Origin of the sequence: Thauera butanivorans NBRC 103042, from assembly GCF_001591165.1 — a bacterium.
Lineage (GTDB): Bacteria > Pseudomonadota > Gammaproteobacteria > Burkholderiales > Rhodocyclaceae > Thauera > Thauera butanivorans.
In genome coordinates this window covers 47,198-64,804 of record NZ_BCUG01000036.1, presented here as the reverse complement: position 1 = coordinate 64,804, position 17,607 = coordinate 47,198, and the positions used below count along the sequence as shown (strand labels likewise).

Here is a 17,607-nt window from a genome sequence, read left to right as displayed (position 1 = left end):
CAGGATGGGTAGAGCCTAGCGAAACCCATCATTTGCGGGGCGCAGAGGTGATGGGCTTCGCCTGCGGCTCCACCCATCCTACCCTGGCCGCCCTCCTGTACAGCCACTCCAGGAGCCAGCACCTTTCTCGTCACACGATCCGCCAAACACACGGACGGGACCCGGACGCCCCCATGCTGCTTGCCCCGCCAGAGCCGCGGAGTGGGTAATGAGGGTGATGTACCATCTCCATTTATTTGCCTCCCCTCAAACATGCGACAGTACCTAGACCTCATGCGCCACGTGCTCGAGCACGGGGACCGCAAGACCGACCGCACCGGCACCGGCACCCTGTCCGTCTTCGGCTGGCAGATGCGCTTTCCGCTGAAGGAAGGCTTTCCGCTACTGACGACCAAGAAGCTCCATACGCGCTCGATCATCCATGAGCTGCTGTGGTTCCTGCAGGGCGATACCAACATCCGCTACCTGAAGGACAACGGCGTCTCGATCTGGGACGAGTGGGCCGACGAAAACGGCGACCTCGGCCCGGTGTACGGCAAGCAATGGCGGCGCTGGGAAAACAAGGACGGCACGACCGTCGACCAGATCACGAAGCTGATCGACGGCATCAGGCGCAGCCCGGATTCACGCCGGCACATCGTCTCTGCCTGGAACCCGGGCGAAGTGGACACGATGGCACTGCCGCCCTGCCATGCACTGTTCCAGTTCTACGTCGCCAACGGCCGCCTCTCCTGCCAGCTCTACCAGCGCAGCGCGGACATCTTCCTCGGCGTACCCTTCAACATCGCTTCCTATGCCCTGCTCACCCACATGGTCGCGCAGGTCTGCGAGCTGGAAGCCGGCGACTTCATCTGGACCGGCGGCGACTGCCATCTCTATCTGAACCATCTCGACCAGGCGCGCGAACAACTCTCGCGCACGCCGCGCACATTGCCGACATTGAAGATGAACCCCGAAGTGAAGGATATCTTCGCCTTCCGCCTCGAGGACTTCGGCATCGGCGACTATGATCCGCATCCCCACATCAAGGCACCGGTGGCTGTATGAGCACGACTCCTGAAATCACCCTGATCGCAGCGGTCGCACGCAACGGCGTGATCGGTCGCGACAACGGACTGCCCTGGCGACTCAAGGCCGACATGCAGCATTTTCGCGCGATGACCATGGGCCATCCAGTCGTGATGGGACGCAAGACCTGGGAATCACTGGGTCGGCCCTTGTCCGGCCGCCGCAACATCGTCGTCACCCGCGACACGCAGTTCCGCGCGGAAGGCGCCGAGGTTTTCCACTCTCCGGAGGCCGCACTCGCCGCTGCCGCGGACACCGAGCGCATTTTCGTGATCGGAGGCGCCCAGCTTTACAACACCCTGCTGCCCCGCGCCGACCGCCTCGAACTGACCGAAATCTGGGCCGACGTCGAGGGTGACGCCCATTTCCCGCTCTTCGATCGTTCCGATTTCGTCGAGGAGCGGCGCGATGCGCGCACCGCCGATGCGGACAACGACTTCGACTTCGATTTCGTCAGCTACCGCCACCGCTGAGCACAGGCACCGCATGACGCAACGAGGGCCGCTGATCGCGGCCCTCGTCGTTTCTCATGCCGGCACAGCCAGCCTCGATCAGTCCTTCACGCAATCGACGTGATAGCGGCCGTCCTCACCCTTCACAAGACCATGGATGTCGGTTTCGAAGCCTGGGAAGCGGGAGTTGAAATCGCGTGCGAACTTCAGGTAGCGCACGATCGTGGCATTGAAGCGCTCGCCCGGGATCAGCAGCGGGATGCCCGGCGGATACGGCGTGACCAGCATCGCGGTGACGCGGCCTTCGAGTTCGTCCAGCGACACGCGCTCGATCTCTCGGTGCGCCATCTTGGCGAAAGCATCGGCGGGCTTCATCGCCGGCACCATGTCCGATAGGTACATCTCGGTGGTCAGGCGGGCGATGTCGTGGGCCTTGTAGAAGCTGTGGATCTGGTCGCACAAGTCCTTCAGCCCGACCCGCTCGTAGCGCGGGTGCTTGGCGATGAACTCCGGCATCACGCGCCACAGCGGCTGGTTGCGGTCGTAGTCGTCCTTGAACTGCTGCAGCTCGGTCACCATCGTGTTCCAGCGGCCCTTGGTGATGCCGATGGTGAACATGATGAAGAAGGAGTAAAGCCCGGTCTTCTCGACGATGATGCCGTGCTCGGCCAGGTACTTGGTGACGATCGCCGCCGGAATGCCGGTATGTTCGGCGAAGTCGCCGTCCATGTTCAGGCCCGGGGTGATGATCGTCGCCTTGATCGGGTCGAGGATGTTGAAGCCTTCGGCCAGGTCGCCGAAGCCGTGCCAGCTTTCGCCGGCCTTCAGCGTCCAGTCCTCGCGGCTGCCGATGCCTTCCTCGGCGAGGAATTCCGGCCCCCATACCTTGAACCACCAGTCGTCGTCGCCGAACTCGGCATCGACCTTGCGCATCGCGCGACGGAACTCGACTGCTTCGCTCAGCGATTCGTTCACCAGCGCGGGGCCGCCCGGCGCTTCCATCATCGCCGCCGCCACGTCGCAGGACGCGATGATCGCGTACTGCGGCGAGGTCGAGGTGTGCATCAGATAGGCCTCGTTGAAGATGTCGCGGTCGAGCTTGCGCGTCTGCGAGTCCTGCACCAGGATCTGCGAGGCTTGGCTCAGGCCGGCCAGCAGCTTGTGGGTCGATTGGGTCGAGAACACCATCGACTCGCGGCAGCGCGGACGATCGGCACCGATGGCGTGGTAGTCGCCATAGAAGTCATGGAAAGCCGCGTGCGGCAGCCAGGCCTCGTCGAAGTGCAGCGTATCGATCTCGCCGTCGAGCATCTCCTTGATCGTCTCGACGTTGTACACCACGCCGTCGTAGGTCGACTGCGTGATCGTCAGGATACGCGGCTTCTTGCTCTTCGCATTGCGCGCGAAGGGGTTGGCCTCGATCTTCTTCAGGATGTTCTCCATCGAGAACTCTTCCAGCGGGATCGGCCCGATGATGCCGTAGTGGTTGCGCGTCGGCGTCAGGAATACCGGCACCGCGCCGGTCATGATGATCGAGTGGAGAATCGACTTGTGGCAGTTGCGGTCCACCACGACGATGTCGCCAGGCGCCACGGTGGTGTGCCACACCATCTTGTTCGAGGTCGAGGTGCCGTTGGTGACGAAATACAGGTGGTCGCAGTTGAAGATGCGCGCCGCGTTGCGCTCCGAGGCCGCCACCGGACCGGTGTGGTCGAGCAACTGGCCCAGTTCGTCCACCGCGTTGCAGACGTCGGCGCGCAGCATGTTCTCGCCGAAGAACTGATGGAACATCTGCCCCACCGGGCTCTTCAGGAAGGCGACCCCGCCCGAGTGCCCCGGGCAGTGCCAGGAATACGAGCTGTCCGCCGCATAGTGGGTCAGCGCGCGGAAGAAAGGCGGCGGCAGCGATTCGAGATAGTTCTTCGCCTCGCGCACCACATAGCGGGCGATGAACTCCGGCGTGTCCTCGAACATGTGGATGAAGCCGTGCATCTCGCGCAGCACGTCGTTGGGGATGTGGCGCGTGGTGCGCGTCTCGCCGTGCAGGAAGATCGGGATCTCGGCATTGCGGAAGCGGATCTGCTCGACGAAGGCGCGCAGATCGGCGATCGCCTTGGCCGAAGCCTCGGGCGACGAGAACTCTTCGTCATCGATCGACAGGATGAAGGTCGAGCCGCGGCTCTGCTGCTGGGCGAAGGAGGTCAGATCGCCATAGCTGGTGATGCCGAGCACTTCCATGCCTTCGTCTTCGATCGCCTTCGCCAGCGCGCGAATCCCCAGGCCCGAAGAGTTTTCCGAGCGGAAATCCTCGTCGATGATGATGATGGGGAAATGGAATCTCATCCTGATCGTCTCCAGCGGGGTCCTTGCGGGACGGAAAAAGTGGAAGAGTAAGCCCTCGATCTTGCGCGGGCATTACCGGAATTGAAGCGGGAAAAGCACAAGGGGCCGTCAGGCGGCCCCATATTCACGGTTGTCGGCGTCAGCAGCCAGGCTCGATCAGATCTTCGGCAGCGTGACGCCGGTCTGGCCGAGATACTTGCCGCCGCGGTCCTTGTACGAGGTCTCGCACACCTCGTCCGACTCGAAGAACAGCATCTGCGCCACGCCCTCGTTGGCGTAGATCTTGGCCGGCAACGGCGTGGTGTTGGAGAACTCCAGCGTCACGTGGCCTTCCCACTCGGGCTCCAGCGGCGTGACGTTGACGATGATGCCGCAGCGCGCGTAAGTGCTCTTGCCCAGGCAGACCGTCAGCACGCTGCGCGGAATGCGGAAATACTCGACGGTGCGCGCCAGCGCGAAGGAGTTCGGCGGGATGATGCAGACGTCGCCGGTGAAATCGACGAAGTTGCGCGCATCGAAGTCCTTGGGGTCGACGATGGTCGAGTTGATGTTGGTGAAGATCTTGAATTCATTCGCCACGCGCACGTCGTAGCCGTAGCTCGAGGTGCCGTAGGAAACGATGCGGCCGCTGTCGTTGGTGCGCACCAGTTCCGGCGCGAAAGGCTCGATCATGCCGGCCTCTCGGGCCATGCGGCGGATCCACTTGTCGGACTTGATGGACATGGGCGCGGGTTCCAGCGGGTGCGTTGCGACCGTCAGCGGTCGGGAAAGCCGCGTAGTGTAGGACAAGCACCCCGCGGACGAAAGCCTCCGCACCACAGTTTTTCAGCCGGGGGCACGAGCCTGCGCCGGCACACGGCCCCCGGGCCGGGCGCGGCAGTGCGCCCGGAGACACTCAACTGTTCTTGATGACGATGTTCGGGAACTTGTGCGTCATGTCCTTGGATTTCTCGGCGATGCGCACCGCCACCTTGCGCGCGATCTGCTTGTAGATCGCGGCGATGCGCCCGTCGGGATCGGCGACCACGGTCGGCGTGCCACCGTCGGCTTCGGAACGGATCTGGATGTCCAGCGGCAGCGCTCCCAGGAAAGGAATGTTGTAGTCGGCACACATCTTCTCGCCACCACCCTGGCCGAAGATGTGCTCTTCGTGGCCGCATTTCGAGCAGATGTGGATGCTCATGTTCTCGACCACGCCGAGGATGGGCACGCCCACCTTCTCGAACATCTTCAGGCCCTTGCGCGCATCCAGCAGGGCGATGTCCTGCGGCGTGGTGACGATGACCGCCCCCGTCACTGGCACGCTCTGCGAAAGCGTCAACTGGATGTCGCCGGTGCCCGGTGGCATGTCGATCAGCAGATAGTCGAGATCCTGCCAGGCCGTGTCCTTCAGCATCTGGTTCAGCGCCTGCGTCGCCATCGGGCCGCGCCACACCATCGGCGTGTCCTGCTCGATCAGGAAGCCGATCGACATCGCCTGGATGCCGTGGGCTTCGAGCGGGATCATGGTCTTGCCGTCCTCGGACACCGGCCGCTGGCCGCCGATGCCCAGCATCTGCGGCTGCGACGGGCCATAGATGTCCGCATCCAGCAGGCCGACGCGCGCGCCTTCCGCTGCCAGTGCCAGCGCCAGATTCACCGAGGTCGTGCTCTTGCCCACGCCGCCCTTGCCGGAAGCCACGGCAATGATGTTGCGCACCCCCGGCAGCAGCTTCACGCCGTGCTGCACGGCATGGGCCACCACCTTGCTGTTGACCGTGACATCGATGCGGCCGATACCCGGCACCGCCGCCAGTGCTTCCGCCAGCAAGGCGCGGACGGGTTCGTGCTGGCTCTTCGCCGGGTAGCCGAGTTCGACCTCGAAGGCGACATTGCCGCCTTCCACCACCAGATTGCGGATGCAGCGGGCAGAGACGAAGTCTTTGCCGGTATTCGGATCGATCACCGACTTGAGCACGTCGGTTACGGTTTGTTGGTCGAGACTCATTGCGTATTTCCTCGATGATCGGAACGCCCGCAGCCGGGCGGAAACGGGGGAATCATACCGGAGCCTCCGCCAACGCTCACCCGCGCTACCATTGGGGTTTCCTGCCGGCGCGGATCGGCAGTGGCTGACCCGCCAGCCTGCGCGCCCGAATTTCGTATGCTTTCCACCCTCGGCAGAGCCTCTGCCCCATCGACGTATTTCCGGCAATGAGCATCTCCGCCTCCCTTCGCTCCACGCTTCTCATCCTCGGCGCCGCACTGCTGGTGCAGGCTTGCGCCACCACCGGCACGGCCGACGCGCCAGCCGCGCCCGCCGACGACCCGATCCACCTGCATGCCCTCGTCCGCCAGACGGCACCGGCGCCCGATTGGCCCGCCCTGCGGCAGGCGATGAACGAGGCCACGCGCAGCACACCCGGCATCACCATCGGCACGGCCGACGCGCAAGGCTTCAGGATCGAGATCCCGGTATCCGACGGCTTCACCTCGGGCAGCAGCGCAATCCGCCCACCGCTCGCCGCCGCCCTCGATGCGATCGCGCCGCTGCTCGCCGCCGAACCCGGCGTCGCGGTCAAGGTCGTTGGTCATACCGACAGCCAGGGCAGTGAAATGGTCAATCTGCGCCTGTCGATCGAGCGCGCCGAGGCAGTCGCCGCCCATCTCGCCGAACGCGGCATCCCCCTCGACCGCCTGAACGCCGACGGCCGTGGCGAAGCCGATCCGCTCACCAGCAACGCCACCGAGGAAGGCCGCGCGCGCAACCGCCGGGTCGAGCTGCTGCTGCGCGAAATGCATTGAGGAGACGAGCACACCACCACTGGGGCAGAGCGCGGAATAAGCACCATAAGTGGCAGGCCGCTGCCCGCGCGCTTTGCTAAACTTGCGCTCTTTGCATTCCTTGATATACGCCCCCACAGACCATGCCCCGCAAGATTCTCGTCACCAACGCCCTGCCCTATGCCAACGGCGACATTCACCTCGGCCACCTGGTGGGCTACATCCAGGCCGACATCTGGGTGCGCTACCAGCGCATGCGGGGCCATTCGGTGCATTACGTCTGTGCGGACGACACCCATGGCACGCCGGTCATGCTGCGCGCCGAAAAGGAAGGCCTGACGCCCGAGCAACTGATCGAACGCGTGCACGGTGAACACCTGCGCGACTTCACCGCCTTCGGCGTCGCCTTCGACAACTATCACTCCACCCACAGCCCCGAGAACCGCGACTACGCCGCGGACATCTACGGCAAGCTGCAGGCCACCGGCCTCATCGACACCCGCGAGATCGAGCAGTATTACGACCCGGTCAAGGAAATGTTCCTGCCCGACCGCTTCATCAAGGGCGAATGCCCCAAATGCGGCGCCGCGGACCAGTACGGCGACAACTGCGAAGCCTGTGGCGCCGCCTACGCCCCGACCGAACTCAAGAACCCCTATTCGGCGGTATCCGGCGCCAAGCCGGTGCTTCGCACCTCGACGCACTACTTCTTCCGCCTGTCGGACGATCGCGCGGTCGCCTTCCTGCGCCGATGGACGCGCGGCACCAACGCCCAGGGTGCGCGCCGCCTGCAGATGGAGGCCGCCAACAAGATGAAGGAATGGCTGGGCGAAGAGGGCGAGAACAAGCTATCCGACTGGGACATCTCGCGTGACGCCCCCTACTTCGGCTTCGAGATCCCCGGCGCCCCCGGCAAGTACTTCTACGTCTGGCTGGATGCGCCGATCGGCTATCTCGCCAGCTTCCGCAACCTCGCCGACAAGCGCGGCGACATCGTCGTCGAGGACTACACCGACGGCGCACGGGCCGCCGCGGCCGGCACCGAGATGGTGCACTTCATCGGCAAGGACATCCTCTACTTCCACGCCCTGTTCTGGCCGGCAATGCTCGAGTTCGCCGGCTACGCCACGCCCAGCCAGTTGTGCGTCAACGGCTTCCTGACCGTCGATGGCGCCAAGATGAGCAAGAGCCGCGGCACCTTCATCACCGCGCACTCCTACATCGCGCAGAAGCTCAATCCCGAGTGGCTGCGCTACTACTTCGCCGGCAAGTCGAACGGCACCATGGAAGACGTCGACCTCAACCTCGACGACATGATCGCCAAGGTGAACTCCGATCTCGTCGGCAAGTTCGTCAACATCGCCAGCCGCTGCGCCGGCTTCATCGGCAAGCGCTTCGACGGCAGGCTGGGCGGAACCGACTTGCAGGCCTGCGCCGACTTCGCCGCCGCCTGGGCCGACGGCAGCATCGCCACCGCCTACGACGAGCGCGACTATGGCCGCGCGCTGCGCGAGATCATGCGCCTGGCCGACCTCGCCAACCAATACGTCAACGATCACAAGCCGTGGGAACTGGCCAAGCAGGAAGGCCAGGAAGCCCGCCTGCACACCGTGTGCAGCACCGCGCTGAACATGTTCCGCGATCTCGCCCGCTTCCTGAAGCCGGTGCTGCCGGCGCTGGCTGCCCAGGTCGAATCCTTCCTGTCGATTCCGGCGCTGGACTGGCAGGGCGACTGGGCCGCGCTGCCTGCCGGCCACGCCATCCAGCCCTACAGCCACCTGATGACCCGCGTCGAGCGCAAGCAGATCGACGCCCTGCTCGAAGCCAACCGCGAATCGCTCGCCCCGGCCGCGCCGGCAACGGACGCCAAGACCGCATCGTCCCAGCAGCGCCATGCCGAGAAGCAGCAGCACACCGCCCAGGCGGCGGAGGCAGCATCGCCGCACATCTCGATCGACGACTTCACCAAGGTCGACCTGCGCATCGCCAGGATCGTCGCTGCGGAACACGTCGACGGCGCCGACAAGCTGATCCGCCTGCAGCTCGACATCGGCGAAACCGACGAAGCCGGCGAGCCCAAACCGCGCCAGGTCTTCGCCGGCATCAAGTCGGCCTACGACCCGGCCACGCTCGTCGGCCGCCACACCGTCATGGTCGCCAACCTGGCGCCGCGCAAGATGAAGTTCGGCCTCAGCGAAGGCATGGTGCTGGCCGCCTCGGACGCCGAAGGCAAGAGCGCCGGGCTCTACATCCTGTCGCCCGACGCCGGTGCCACACCCGGCATGCGGGTCAAGTAAGCCATGCCGCTGACGCCCTCGAAACGCTGGATCATCCTGCATCATGCAGGACGAGGGCGACCGTCTCCGTAATGCTGCCCGGAGGGGCAGCCACGTTTGCCTCGTTCAGACTCGCAGCGGAGACGACATGAAAATCCAGTTCCGACCCAAGCTCCTCGACACCCTGCCCAGCTACGGCCGCTCAGGTTTCGCCCAGGACCTTTCCGCCGGCATCACCGTCGGCGTGCTTGCCCTGCCCCTGGCGATGGCCTTCGCCATCGCCTCGGGCATGACCCCGACCGCCGGCATCTGGACCGCGATCGTCGCAGGCCTACTGATCTCGCTGCTGGGCGGCTCACGGGTGCAGATCGGCGGCCCCACCGGCGCCTTCATCCCGATCATCTACGCCATCGTCGTCGATCACGGCGTACAGAACCTGCTGATCGCGACGATGATGTCGGGCATCCTGCTGTTCGCCATGGGGGCGCTGCGGCTCGGCAGCATGATCCGCTTCATTCCGCTGTCGGTGGTCATCGGCTTCACCAACGGCATCGCGGTCGTCATCTTCATCTCGCAGATCAAGGACTTCCTCGGCCTGCGGATCGACAACCTGCCGGGCGAATTCTTCGCCAAGATGGTCGCGCTGTGGGCCGCGCTGCCGACCATCGACCTGCCCACCGTCGCCGTCGCCGTGGCCTCGCTGGCGGTGCTCGTCGTCTGGAACCGTCAGGCGAAGAAAGCGCGCTGGATGGCACGCCTGCCGGGACCGCTCGCAGTGCTGATCATCATGACCGCGATCAACGCCCTGTTCGCGCTGCCGGTCGACACCATCGGCAGCCGCTTCGGCGGCATCCCGCAGGAGCTGCCCACCTTCGGCCTGCCGGAACTGAGTCTGGGCACGCTCGGCAAGCTGGTGACGCCCGCGCTCACCATCGCCCTGCTCGGTGCCATCGAATCGCTGCTGTCGGCCCGCGTCGCCGACAGCCAGATCGACGACCGCCACGACCCCAACCAGGAACTGATGGCGCAAGGCATCGCCAACGTCGCCGCGCCGCTGTTCGGCGGCTTCGCCGCCACCGGCGCGATCGCCCGCACCGCCACCAACATCCGCACCGGCGGCCGCACGCCGGTCGCCGGCATCCTTCATGCACTGGTACTGCTGGCGATCGTGCTCGCACTGGCACCGCTCGCCAGCGCCATCCCGCTCGCCACGCTGTCGGCCATCGTCGTCGTCGTTTCGATCAACATGGGCGAATGGCACGCCTTCGCGCCCAAGGTGCTGGCGCGCTATTCGCTGAGCTACCGCACCATCCTGCTCAGCACCTTCTTCCTCACCGTGGTGTTCGACCTGACGCTGGCGGTGGAACTCGGCATGGTGCTGGCCAGCCTGTTCTTCATCTACCGCATGTCCGACCTGACCCGCATCGAACGCGTGCCGCTCGAAGACTACTACGGCAACGAAGCGATGCAGCGCGAGGACGGCACCCCGCGCATCCTCGCCTACAAGATGTTCGGCAGCCTGTTCTTCGGCGCCGCCAACAAGCTCGAGAACCTGCTGCTGATGCAGCACGGCCACCCCGACGTGGTGATCCTGGATCTGGACAAGGTCATCAGCCTGGATACCACCGGGCTGGACATCCTGCAGACCCTGCACCGCAACCTGCAGAAGCGCGGCGCCCACCTGATCCTGTGCGGGCTGAACTCGCAGCCCGGTTCGCTGGTGTTCCGCTCGGGCTTCATGGAAAGCCTGGGCGACGAGAACATCGCCGCCAACATCACCGACGCCCTGCTGCGCGCCCAGTGGCTCAGCGGCACCCGTCCGGAGGTCGCCTATGCCTGAACGGGGCGACCCGCAGCCAGCCGCCCGCCTGCTGCGCATCCACGGCAAGGTCCAGCGTGTGTGGTACCGCGCCAGCGCGCAGACCGAAGCCACCCGGCTGGGTCTGCGCGGCTGGGTGCGCAACCGGCTCGACGGCAGCGTCGAAGCGCTGGTGATCGGCGCGCTGCCGGCTGTCGAAGCCTTCATCGGCTGGGCGCACGAAGGACCGCCGCAGGCCAGGGTCACGCGCATCGACGTCGGCGCGGCCGACGACGAAGCCACGGACGGATTCGAACAACGACCGACGGCCTGAAGGCAGCCGCCTCCATTTCCTCCTTGCCCGATCGGCAGCCAGATCAACGGGCAGGCCGGAACCGGCCAACGGCGTGCGCTCGCACTGCTGCCGTGCAGGCAGGCAGGCAGGCAGGCAGGCAGGCAGCAGCTTGCACGTACTTGCCCGGCGCCTGAAGCCTGCTGCGGCCCGAATACCGCAGGTTCACGTTTTCTGCACATTTCCCTGACGTTTCGGCGACGCCGTCCGGCTCATAGTGCCGGCCGATGAACACCGCCAGCACCTCCCCCGCCCCCTCCATCGCCGCTTTCCACCGCCCAGCCCGTTTCGCCCTGGCCGGCGGAGCGGCGACGCTCGTCCATTGGCTGTGCATGAGCGCGATGCTCGCCGCCGGCATCGATGCCCATGCCGCCACCGCGGCGGGCGCGATGGCGGGCGCCGCAGCCAACTATCCGCTGCAGCATCGCCATGCCTTCGCCAGCAATACGGCCCACCGCCGTGCCCTGCCACGCTACCTGGCGAGCTGCGCGCTCGCCTGGCTGGCCAACCTGCTGCTCTTCGCCGTGCTGCACGGCCCCGCCGGCTGGCCGCCCGCCCTCGCCCAGGCGGGCACCAGCGGCGCGATCGCCGCGCTCAACTACCTGCTCTACGCGAGGATGGTCTTCGATGAAGCCACAGATGCTCAAACGCCTGCCTGAACGGCACGCCCTGCCCACGCTCAGCATCGTCGTGCCGTTCTACAATGAACGCGAGGTGTTGCCAGCCTGCGTGGCACGGCTGGAACAGGTCCTCGATACGCTCGACCTGGACGCCGAACTGGTGTTCGTCGACGACGGCAGCCACGACGGCTCCGCCGATCTGCTGGCCGCCATGCAGCCGCGCCGCGCCGACCTCCGCCTGCTGCGCCTGAGCCGCAACTTCGGCAAGGAAGCAGCGATGAGCGCCGGCCTCGCGCATGCGCGCGGCGCAGCGGTGGTCGTGCTCGACGCCGATCTGCAGGACCCGCCGGAACTGATCCCCGACATGCTGGCCCAGTGGCGCGCCGGTGCCGACGTGGTGCAGATGCAGCGCCGCAGCCGTGCCGGCGAAAGCTGGCTCAAGCGCGCCAGCGCCCATGCCTTCTATCGCCTGCTGGCACGGCTGAGCCCGGCGCCGATTCCGCTCGACGCCGGCGACTTCCGCCTGATGAGCCGCCGCGCGGTGGATGCGCTGCTGCGCCTGCCCGAGCGCAACCGCTACATGAAAGGCCTCTACGCCTGGGTCGGCCTGCCCACCGCGGTGCTGCAGTACGACCGTGCCGCACGCCACGCCGGGCGCAGCAAGTGGGGCTACGCGGCGCTGGCCGGCCTGGCGCTGGAAGGCATCACCTCGTTCTCCACCGCGCCGCTGCGCCTGGCCACCATGGCCGGCGCGCTGACCGCGCTGGCCGGCGGGCTCTACTGCCTCTGGATCGTCGCCAAGGCGCTGCTGTTCGGCGATCCGGTGGCCGGCTATCCCTCGCTGGTGGCGTTGCTCGCCTTGCTGGGCGGCATGCAGTTGCTGGGCATCGGCATCGTCGGCGAGTACGTCGGCAAGACCTATCTGGAAGCCAAGCAGCGGCCGCTCTACCTGATACAGGACGAGCACCTGGTCCTCGCCGCCACCCGGATGGCCGAATGGAAGACGCGCCGCCATGCCTGATTCCAGCCGTCGGCCGACGACCGGATTCGGCTTGTTCTGGCTGCTGTGCGCGATACTCGGCCTGCGCCTGCTGAGCATGGCCGTGCTGCCGATGAGCGACACCACCGAGCCGCGCTATGCCGAAACCGCCCGCCTGATGGCCGAGCGCGGCGACTGGATCACGCCCTGGCTCACTCCCGAGCTGCCCTTCTGGGGCAAGCCGCCGCTCTCGTTCTGGGCCCAGGCAGCGTCCTTGAAACTGTTCGGCATCCATGACTTCGCCGCCCGCCTGCCGAGCTGGCTGGCCATGATCGGCATCCTGTGGCTCACGCTGAGGCTGGCGCGGCAGCAGGGCAGCGAACGCCTGGCCTGGTGGTCCGGCCTGGTGCTGGCCAGCATGGCGCTGGCCTTCGTCAGCGCCGGCGCGGTGCTCACCGACCCTTTCCTGGCTTTCGGCACCACCCTCAGCCTGGTCTCGCTGGCCCTCGCCAGCCGCGGCCGGCGCGTACCGTGGGGCTGGCTGTTCTTCGTCGGCCTGGCGATCGGCCTGCTCGCCAAGGGGCCGCTGGCGCTGGTGCTGGTCGGTCTGCCCGGCACAGCCTGGCTGCTGTGCAAGGGCCGCTGGCGTCGCGCAGCGGACGCCCTGCCGTGGCGGGGCGGCAGCCTGCTGGTCGCCGTGCTGGTGCTGCCCTGGTACCTGGCGGCCGAACTGAAGACGCCCGGATTCCTGGACTACTTCCTGCTCGGCGAACATTTCCGCCGCTTCGTCGATCCGGGCTGGGCCGGCGACCTGTACGGCAACGCCCACCGCGAGACGCACGGCACGATCTGGCTGTTCCTGCTGTGGGCGAGCTTTCCCTGGGGCATCGCCGGCCTGGCCCTGCTGGCCCACCGCCTGTGCAGCCGTGCCGGCCGCGCCACGCTGCGCAAGGCACTGGCCGACGACGACGTGCGTCTGCTGCTGGCGGCCGGCTTCGCCCCGGCGGTGTTCTTCAGCTTTGCCGGCAACATCCTGTGGACTTACCTGCTGCCGGGCCTACCCTTTCTCGCCATCCTGATCGCGCGCGGCCTGCTGCCGCTGCTGGATGCGACACCCGTGCGGCGGACGGCGCTGGCACTGGTGCTGGCAATCCCGCTGATGCTCAGCGTGGCGGGCGTCCATCTTGCCCTGCATCCGCACAAGCTGAAATCCGCCGCGCCGCTGATCGCCGCGCTCGAAGCACTGCCGGACGGCAGCGTGGAGCGCCTGTACTACCTCGAGGACATGCCGTTTTCCGCGCGCTATTATTCGCGCGACGCAGCCCGCCGCATCGAACGTGCCGAGCTGCTGGCGGCGCTGGCGCAGGCGGCCGACGGCTCCCCTCCTCTGTTCATCGCCGTCCGTCGACGCGATCTGGACTGGCTGGAACAGGCCGCCGGAAAGCAACTGGCGGTACGCTACCGTGGCGCGCAACACATCCTGCTGCAGCACAACCCGCCGACGCCGCGCTGACGGCCAGGCCACTTTTACGAGACTGCCGATGCGTCTGCTGGTCATCGAGGACAACGCCGACATCCTGGCCAACCTGGTCGACTACCTGGGCATGAAAGGCTATGTCGTGGATTGCGCCGCCGACGGCCTCACCGGCCTGCACCTGGCGGCCACCCAGCACTACGACCTGATCGTGCTCGACGTCATGCTGCCCGGCGTGGACGGTTTCAGCCTGTGCGAACGCCTGCGCAACGGCGAGCGCAAGAGCGTGCCGGTGATCATGCTGACCGCGCGCGACGCACTGGCCGACCGCCTGCAGGGCTTTCACAGCGGTGCGGACGACTATCTGACGAAACCTTTCGCCCTGCCGGAGCTGGCCGCGCGCATCGAGGCCGTGCTCAAGCGCAGCCATGGCGGCATGCGCCGCGACTTGCGCGTCGGCGATCTGCACTACGACCTCGACACGCTGGAAGTCAGCCGCGCCGGGCAGGGCCTGCATCCCGGCCCGATCGGGCTCAAGCTGCTCGCGGTATTGATGCGCAAGAGCCCGGCAGTCGTGCCCCGCGAAGTGCTGGAGGAGGCCCTGTGGGGCGACAACCCGCCCGACAGCGATGCACTTCGCAGCCACATCCATGCGCTGCGCCAGCAGATCGACAAGCCTTTCTCCCGGCCGCTGCTGCATACGGTGCATGGCATCGGCTACCGCATTGCCGATGGCTGAGCGCCTTTCACATCTTTTTCACTTGCCGTGCACCTTTCCTTGACCGCTGCCTGATTACCTTGCGTGGACTCTGCACCGAATGGAGTCCACCCCATGCCCCGCAACACCGCCCCAGCCGACGTCGAACTGCCATTCAGCGCCAAATACGACGCTGGGCATTCCGAGGCCTACCACGACAAGCATCTCAGCGGTCTGCGCCGTCGCCTGTCCAACCGCCGCGACCAGCAACTGGCACGCCGGGCCCTCGTGCTGGCCGGCGAGCCGCAATGGGTGCTGGACCTGCCATGCGGCGCGGGGCGCTTCTGGGAAGTGCTGGGCGAGCAGCCTGCGCGCCAGATCATCGCGGCCGACAACTCCGCCGCCATGCTGGACGTCGCGCTGCGCCACTGTCCGGCAGGCCTGCGCGAACGCATCCGTCCGCTGCATACCTCGGCCTTCGCCATCGATCTGCCCGACCGTTCGGTCGACAGCATCTTCTGCATGCGCCTGCTGCACCACATCGGCGAGCCCGAACACCGCCTGGCCATGCTGCGCGAGTTCCATCGCGTCAGCCGCGATACGGTGATCCTGTCGCTGTGGGTGGACGGCAACTACCTGGCCTGGCGGCGCCGGCGGCAGGAAACCCAGCGGCAGCGGCGCGGCAGGACAGGCTACCAGAACCGCCACGTGCTGCCGCGCGCCACCGCGGAAGCCGAGTTCGCCAGCGCCGGTTTCGAGATCATCGGGCATCTCGATTTCCTGCCCCTGCATTCGATGTGGCGCGTCTATGTTCTGCGCCGCGCCTGAACGGCCCGCCGGAACGGCAATCGCGGGCAGGAACGACTTCGATTACTGGTGGACACTGCCGGGCGACTGGGTGGAAGAACCCAATGAACGGCGGAGCGGCTGGAGCGGCGTGATCCGCGCCGTGACCGGGAACGGCGTCGCCTACGTCAAGCGCCAGCGCAATCATCTGTTCCGCAGCCTGCGCCACCCGCTGGGCTGGCCCACGGCCAGCCGGGAGTGGTACTTCCTGCTGCAGCTGCGCGCGCTGGGCATCGCCGCACCCACCCCGCTCTTTCACGCCGTCCGGCATACGGCGGCCGGCATCGAAGCAGTGCTGGCAACCGCCGCACTGGAGGACTACCATCCGCTGCACGAACTGGAGGCATTGCCGGCGGCCCGGCGCGCCACCGTCGCCGATGCGCTGGGCCAGACGCTCGGCCGCCTGCACCGCGAACGCCTGCAACACAGCTGCCTGTATGACAAGCACGTCATGATCCGCCTGCACCACGACGCTCCGCCCGATGTCGCGCTGCTGGACCTGGAAAAGATGCGCCGCCGCCTGACGCCGGGCCAGGCGGCGCGCCACGACCTCGCCCAATTGCGCCGCCGCCAGCGCCTGTTCGACGATCAGGAGTGGGCGCGGCTGCTCGCCAGCCACGCCCGCGCCCTGGCCGGCGAGCGCTCGAGCCGTCGATGAAAACCTCGCTCTCGCGCCGGCTGTTCCGTACCTTCCTCGCCATCGGCTTCATCAACGTCGCCGTCACGCTGGTCATCATCGAGAGCGTCTACGACGACATGGAAGACAGCATCCTGCGGAACGAACTGGCATTGGAGCGGGCCTTCCTGGAGCAGCACGTCGGCGGCACGGAGGTCGAATCCCGCGACACCGCGCTGCTGACCACGCTGTACGTGCCCGATGGCGCCACGACCGTACTGCCGGAAATCTTCCGCAACCGCCCGGTGCCGTTCTCGGCCGAAGTGGAAGTGGCTGACAAGACCTGGCTCATCTCCATCGAGCGTGTGGCGGCGCCCGCCGGTGTGATCTACCTCGCCCAGGACATCACGCTGATGGAAAGCCGCGAAGCAGCGCAGCGGTTCGGGTGGGGCTTGTTCGCCCTGCTGGTGCTCGGCCTGGTCGTGCTGCTGACGCGCATCGGCACCCGCCGCATCCTCGGCCCGCTGGACGATCTCACCCGCCACATCGCGCGCCTGCAGCCCGGCTCGCCGGTCGCCCGCATCGACAGCCGCTACGAGGACATGGAGCTGGCCAACATCGCCGCCACCCTCAACCAGTTGCTCGATGCGCTGGACGCCTACGTCCAGCGCGAGAAATCGCTGGTCAGCCTGGCCAGCCACGAGCTGCGCACGCCGGTGGCGGTGATCTCCGGCGCGCTGGACGTGCTGGCGCAGCGCAATTCGCTCGACGACGCCGATCGCCACACGGTGGCACGCATCCGCCGCGCTGCCGACGAGATGCGGGCCGATGTCGAAACCCTGCTCAAGCTCGCCCGCCGCTCGGGCGACAGCGACCAGCCGGAAGACCTCGACCTGACCGACAGCGTGCGCGCGGTCGTGGCAGAGCTGGAAGACGGCGCGCCGCAGCAGGCCGGACGCATCCGCTGCAGCCTGCCGAAGCCCGCGCCCGTCGTACACGCCGATCCGACCCTGGTACGCATGCTGCTGCGCAACCTGGTGCAGAACGCGGTGCGCCACACCGCCGGCGAGGTGCATGTCGAACTCGGCGCCAACAGCCTCAGCATCAGCGATGCCGGCGCGGGACTGCCGGAGCACATCCGCGCCCGCCTGAACGCACCCGCGGGCCGTCTCGTGCCGGAAGACGGACTCGGCCTGTTCATCGTCCGCCTGATCTGCGAGCGCCTGGGCTGGCTGCTGCGGGTGCGCCGCAGCGACGCCGGCGGCACCGTGCTGGACCTGCTGTTCCTGCCCGATGCGGCGCGCAGCACCCAGGAATGAAGCA

At 66.8% G+C, this 17,607-nt stretch carries 16 protein-coding genes; 13 read left to right on the top strand and 3 right to left on the bottom strand.

The features are described from left to right. Positions 1-252 precede the first annotated feature (252 nt). Positions 253-1,047: a thymidylate synthase gene (locus tag TBU01S_RS14960; protein WP_068637556.1), complete on the top strand. Its 795-nt coding sequence runs from the start codon at positions 253-255 to the stop codon at positions 1,045-1,047. Next, positions 1,044-1,541, top strand: a complete 498-nt coding sequence (locus tag TBU01S_RS14955; protein WP_068637554.1) for a dihydrofolate reductase — start codon at positions 1,044-1,046, stop codon at positions 1,539-1,541. The genes TBU01S_RS14960 and TBU01S_RS14955 overlap by 4 nt, the downstream gene beginning before the upstream one ends. Before the next feature lie 78 nt (positions 1,542-1,619). Here the strand turns inward: TBU01S_RS14955 and TBU01S_RS14950 are convergent, their stop codons facing one another. The 3 genes from TBU01S_RS14950 to apbC all read right to left on the bottom strand — a co-directional run bounded on the left by TBU01S_RS14950 (position 1,620) and on the right by apbC (position 5,850). Next, on the bottom strand, positions 1,620-3,863 hold the full coding sequence (locus tag TBU01S_RS14950; RefSeq protein ID WP_068637552.1) for an arginine/lysine/ornithine decarboxylase: 2,244 nt from the start codon (positions 3,861-3,863) through the stop codon (positions 1,620-1,622). A 156-nt stretch (positions 3,864-4,019) separates the two neighbouring features. Continuing rightward, positions 4,020-4,586 (bottom strand): dCTP deaminase, encoded by a 567-nt coding sequence (gene dcd, locus TBU01S_RS14945; protein WP_068637550.1) that lies wholly within the window; start codon positions 4,584-4,586, stop codon positions 4,020-4,022. 172 nt (positions 4,587-4,758) lie between these two features. Further along, complete coding sequence (gene apbC, locus TBU01S_RS14940; RefSeq protein ID WP_068637548.1) at positions 4,759-5,850, bottom strand: iron-sulfur cluster carrier protein ApbC; 1,092 nt, start codon at positions 5,848-5,850, stop codon at positions 4,759-4,761. A 206-nt stretch (positions 5,851-6,056) separates the two neighbouring features. Here apbC and TBU01S_RS14935 point away from each other — a divergent pair, with 206 nt between their 5' ends. The 11 genes from TBU01S_RS14935 (at position 6,057) to TBU01S_RS14885 (ending at position 17,603) form a co-directional block, all read left to right on the top strand. Beyond that, positions 6,057-6,647 carry an OmpA family protein gene (locus TBU01S_RS14935; protein ID WP_068637546.1) on the top strand — a complete coding sequence of 197 codons (591 nt, stop codon included), beginning with the start codon at positions 6,057-6,059 and terminating at the stop codon, positions 6,645-6,647. Positions 6,648-6,769: 122 nt separating this feature from the next. Continuing rightward, positions 6,770-8,923 carry a methionine--tRNA ligase gene (gene metG, locus TBU01S_RS14930; RefSeq protein WP_068637544.1) on the top strand — a complete coding sequence of 718 codons (2,154 nt, stop codon included), beginning with the start codon at positions 6,770-6,772 and terminating at the stop codon, positions 8,921-8,923. A 127-nt stretch (positions 8,924-9,050) separates the two neighbouring features. Beyond that, positions 9,051-10,742, top strand: coding sequence for a SulP family inorganic anion transporter (locus TBU01S_RS14925; protein WP_068637542.1), 1,692 nt, complete (start codon positions 9,051-9,053; stop codon positions 10,740-10,742). Then, entirely contained in the window at positions 10,735-11,034 is a 300-nt protein-coding gene (locus TBU01S_RS14920) for an acylphosphatase (protein ID WP_068637540.1), read from the top strand. The genes TBU01S_RS14925 and TBU01S_RS14920 overlap by 8 nt, the downstream gene beginning before the upstream one ends. A 245-nt stretch (positions 11,035-11,279) precedes the next feature. Continuing rightward, entirely contained in the window at positions 11,280-11,711 is a 432-nt protein-coding gene (locus TBU01S_RS14915) for a GtrA family protein (RefSeq protein WP_068637537.1), read from the top strand. Continuing rightward, positions 11,680-12,693, top strand: coding sequence for a glycosyltransferase family 2 protein (locus TBU01S_RS14910; protein WP_068637536.1), 1,014 nt, complete (start codon positions 11,680-11,682; stop codon positions 12,691-12,693). Before TBU01S_RS14915 ends, TBU01S_RS14910 begins: the two co-directional genes overlap by 32 nt. Next, the gene (locus TBU01S_RS14905; protein ID WP_068637534.1) at positions 12,686-14,164 is read left to right on the top strand and encodes an ArnT family glycosyltransferase; all 1,479 of its coding nucleotides are present in this window, start codon (positions 12,686-12,688) and stop codon (positions 14,162-14,164) included. The genes TBU01S_RS14910 and TBU01S_RS14905 overlap by 8 nt, the downstream gene beginning before the upstream one ends. A gap of 28 nt (positions 14,165-14,192) precedes the next feature. Further along, entirely contained in the window at positions 14,193-14,864 is a 672-nt protein-coding gene (locus TBU01S_RS14900) for a response regulator transcription factor (RefSeq protein ID WP_068637532.1), read from the top strand. Positions 14,865-14,957: 93 nt separating this feature from the next. Next, positions 14,958-15,650, top strand: a complete 693-nt coding sequence (locus TBU01S_RS14895; RefSeq protein WP_068637530.1) for a class I SAM-dependent methyltransferase — start codon at positions 14,958-14,960, stop codon at positions 15,648-15,650. Then, positions 15,631-16,326, top strand: coding sequence for a lipopolysaccharide kinase InaA family protein (locus tag TBU01S_RS14890; protein ID WP_068637528.1), 696 nt, complete (start codon positions 15,631-15,633; stop codon positions 16,324-16,326). The genes TBU01S_RS14895 and TBU01S_RS14890 overlap by 20 nt, the downstream gene beginning before the upstream one ends. Then, positions 16,323-17,603: a HAMP domain-containing sensor histidine kinase gene (locus TBU01S_RS14885; RefSeq protein WP_068637526.1), complete on the top strand. Its 1,281-nt coding sequence runs from the start codon at positions 16,323-16,325 to the stop codon at positions 17,601-17,603. The genes TBU01S_RS14890 and TBU01S_RS14885 overlap by 4 nt, the downstream gene beginning before the upstream one ends. Positions 17,604-17,607: the final 4 nt, after the last annotated feature.

Bases quoted from the DNA above. Each gene is read 5' to 3' on its own strand.
- TBU01S_RS14895 (WP_068637530.1), top strand. From the start codon at position 14,958: ATGCCCCGCAACACCGCCCCAGCCGACGTCGAACTGCCATTCAGCGCC.
- dcd (WP_068637550.1), bottom strand. From the start codon at position 4,586: ATGTCCATCAAGTCCGACAAGTGGATCCGCCGCATGGCCCGAGAGGCC.
- apbC (WP_068637548.1), bottom strand. From the start codon at position 5,850: ATGAGTCTCGACCAACAAACCGTAACCGACGTGCTCAAGTCGGTGATC.
- TBU01S_RS14900 (WP_068637532.1), top strand. From the start codon at position 14,193: ATGCGTCTGCTGGTCATCGAGGACAACGCCGACATCCTGGCCAACCTG.
- TBU01S_RS14910 (WP_068637536.1), top strand. From the start codon at position 11,680: ATGAAGCCACAGATGCTCAAACGCCTGCCTGAACGGCACGCCCTGCCC.
- TBU01S_RS14950 (WP_068637552.1), bottom strand. From the start codon at position 3,863: ATGAGATTCCATTTCCCCATCATCATCATCGACGAGGATTTCCGCTCG.
- TBU01S_RS14955 (WP_068637554.1), top strand. From the start codon at position 1,044: ATGAGCACGACTCCTGAAATCACCCTGATCGCAGCGGTCGCACGCAAC.
- TBU01S_RS14890 (WP_068637528.1), top strand. From the start codon at position 15,631: ATGTTCTGCGCCGCGCCTGAACGGCCCGCCGGAACGGCAATCGCGGGC.
- TBU01S_RS14925 (WP_068637542.1), top strand. From the start codon at position 9,051: ATGAAAATCCAGTTCCGACCCAAGCTCCTCGACACCCTGCCCAGCTAC.
- TBU01S_RS14915 (WP_068637537.1), top strand. From the start codon at position 11,280: ATGAACACCGCCAGCACCTCCCCCGCCCCCTCCATCGCCGCTTTCCAC.
- metG (WP_068637544.1), top strand. From the start codon at position 6,770: ATGCCCCGCAAGATTCTCGTCACCAACGCCCTGCCCTATGCCAACGGC.
- TBU01S_RS14960 (WP_068637556.1), top strand. From the start codon at position 253: ATGCGACAGTACCTAGACCTCATGCGCCACGTGCTCGAGCACGGGGAC.
- TBU01S_RS14905 (WP_068637534.1), top strand. From the start codon at position 12,686: ATGCCTGATTCCAGCCGTCGGCCGACGACCGGATTCGGCTTGTTCTGG.
- TBU01S_RS14935 (WP_068637546.1), top strand. From the start codon at position 6,057: ATGAGCATCTCCGCCTCCCTTCGCTCCACGCTTCTCATCCTCGGCGCC.
- TBU01S_RS14885 (WP_068637526.1), top strand. From the start codon at position 16,323: ATGAAAACCTCGCTCTCGCGCCGGCTGTTCCGTACCTTCCTCGCCATC.
- TBU01S_RS14920 (WP_068637540.1), top strand. From the start codon at position 10,735: ATGCCTGAACGGGGCGACCCGCAGCCAGCCGCCCGCCTGCTGCGCATC.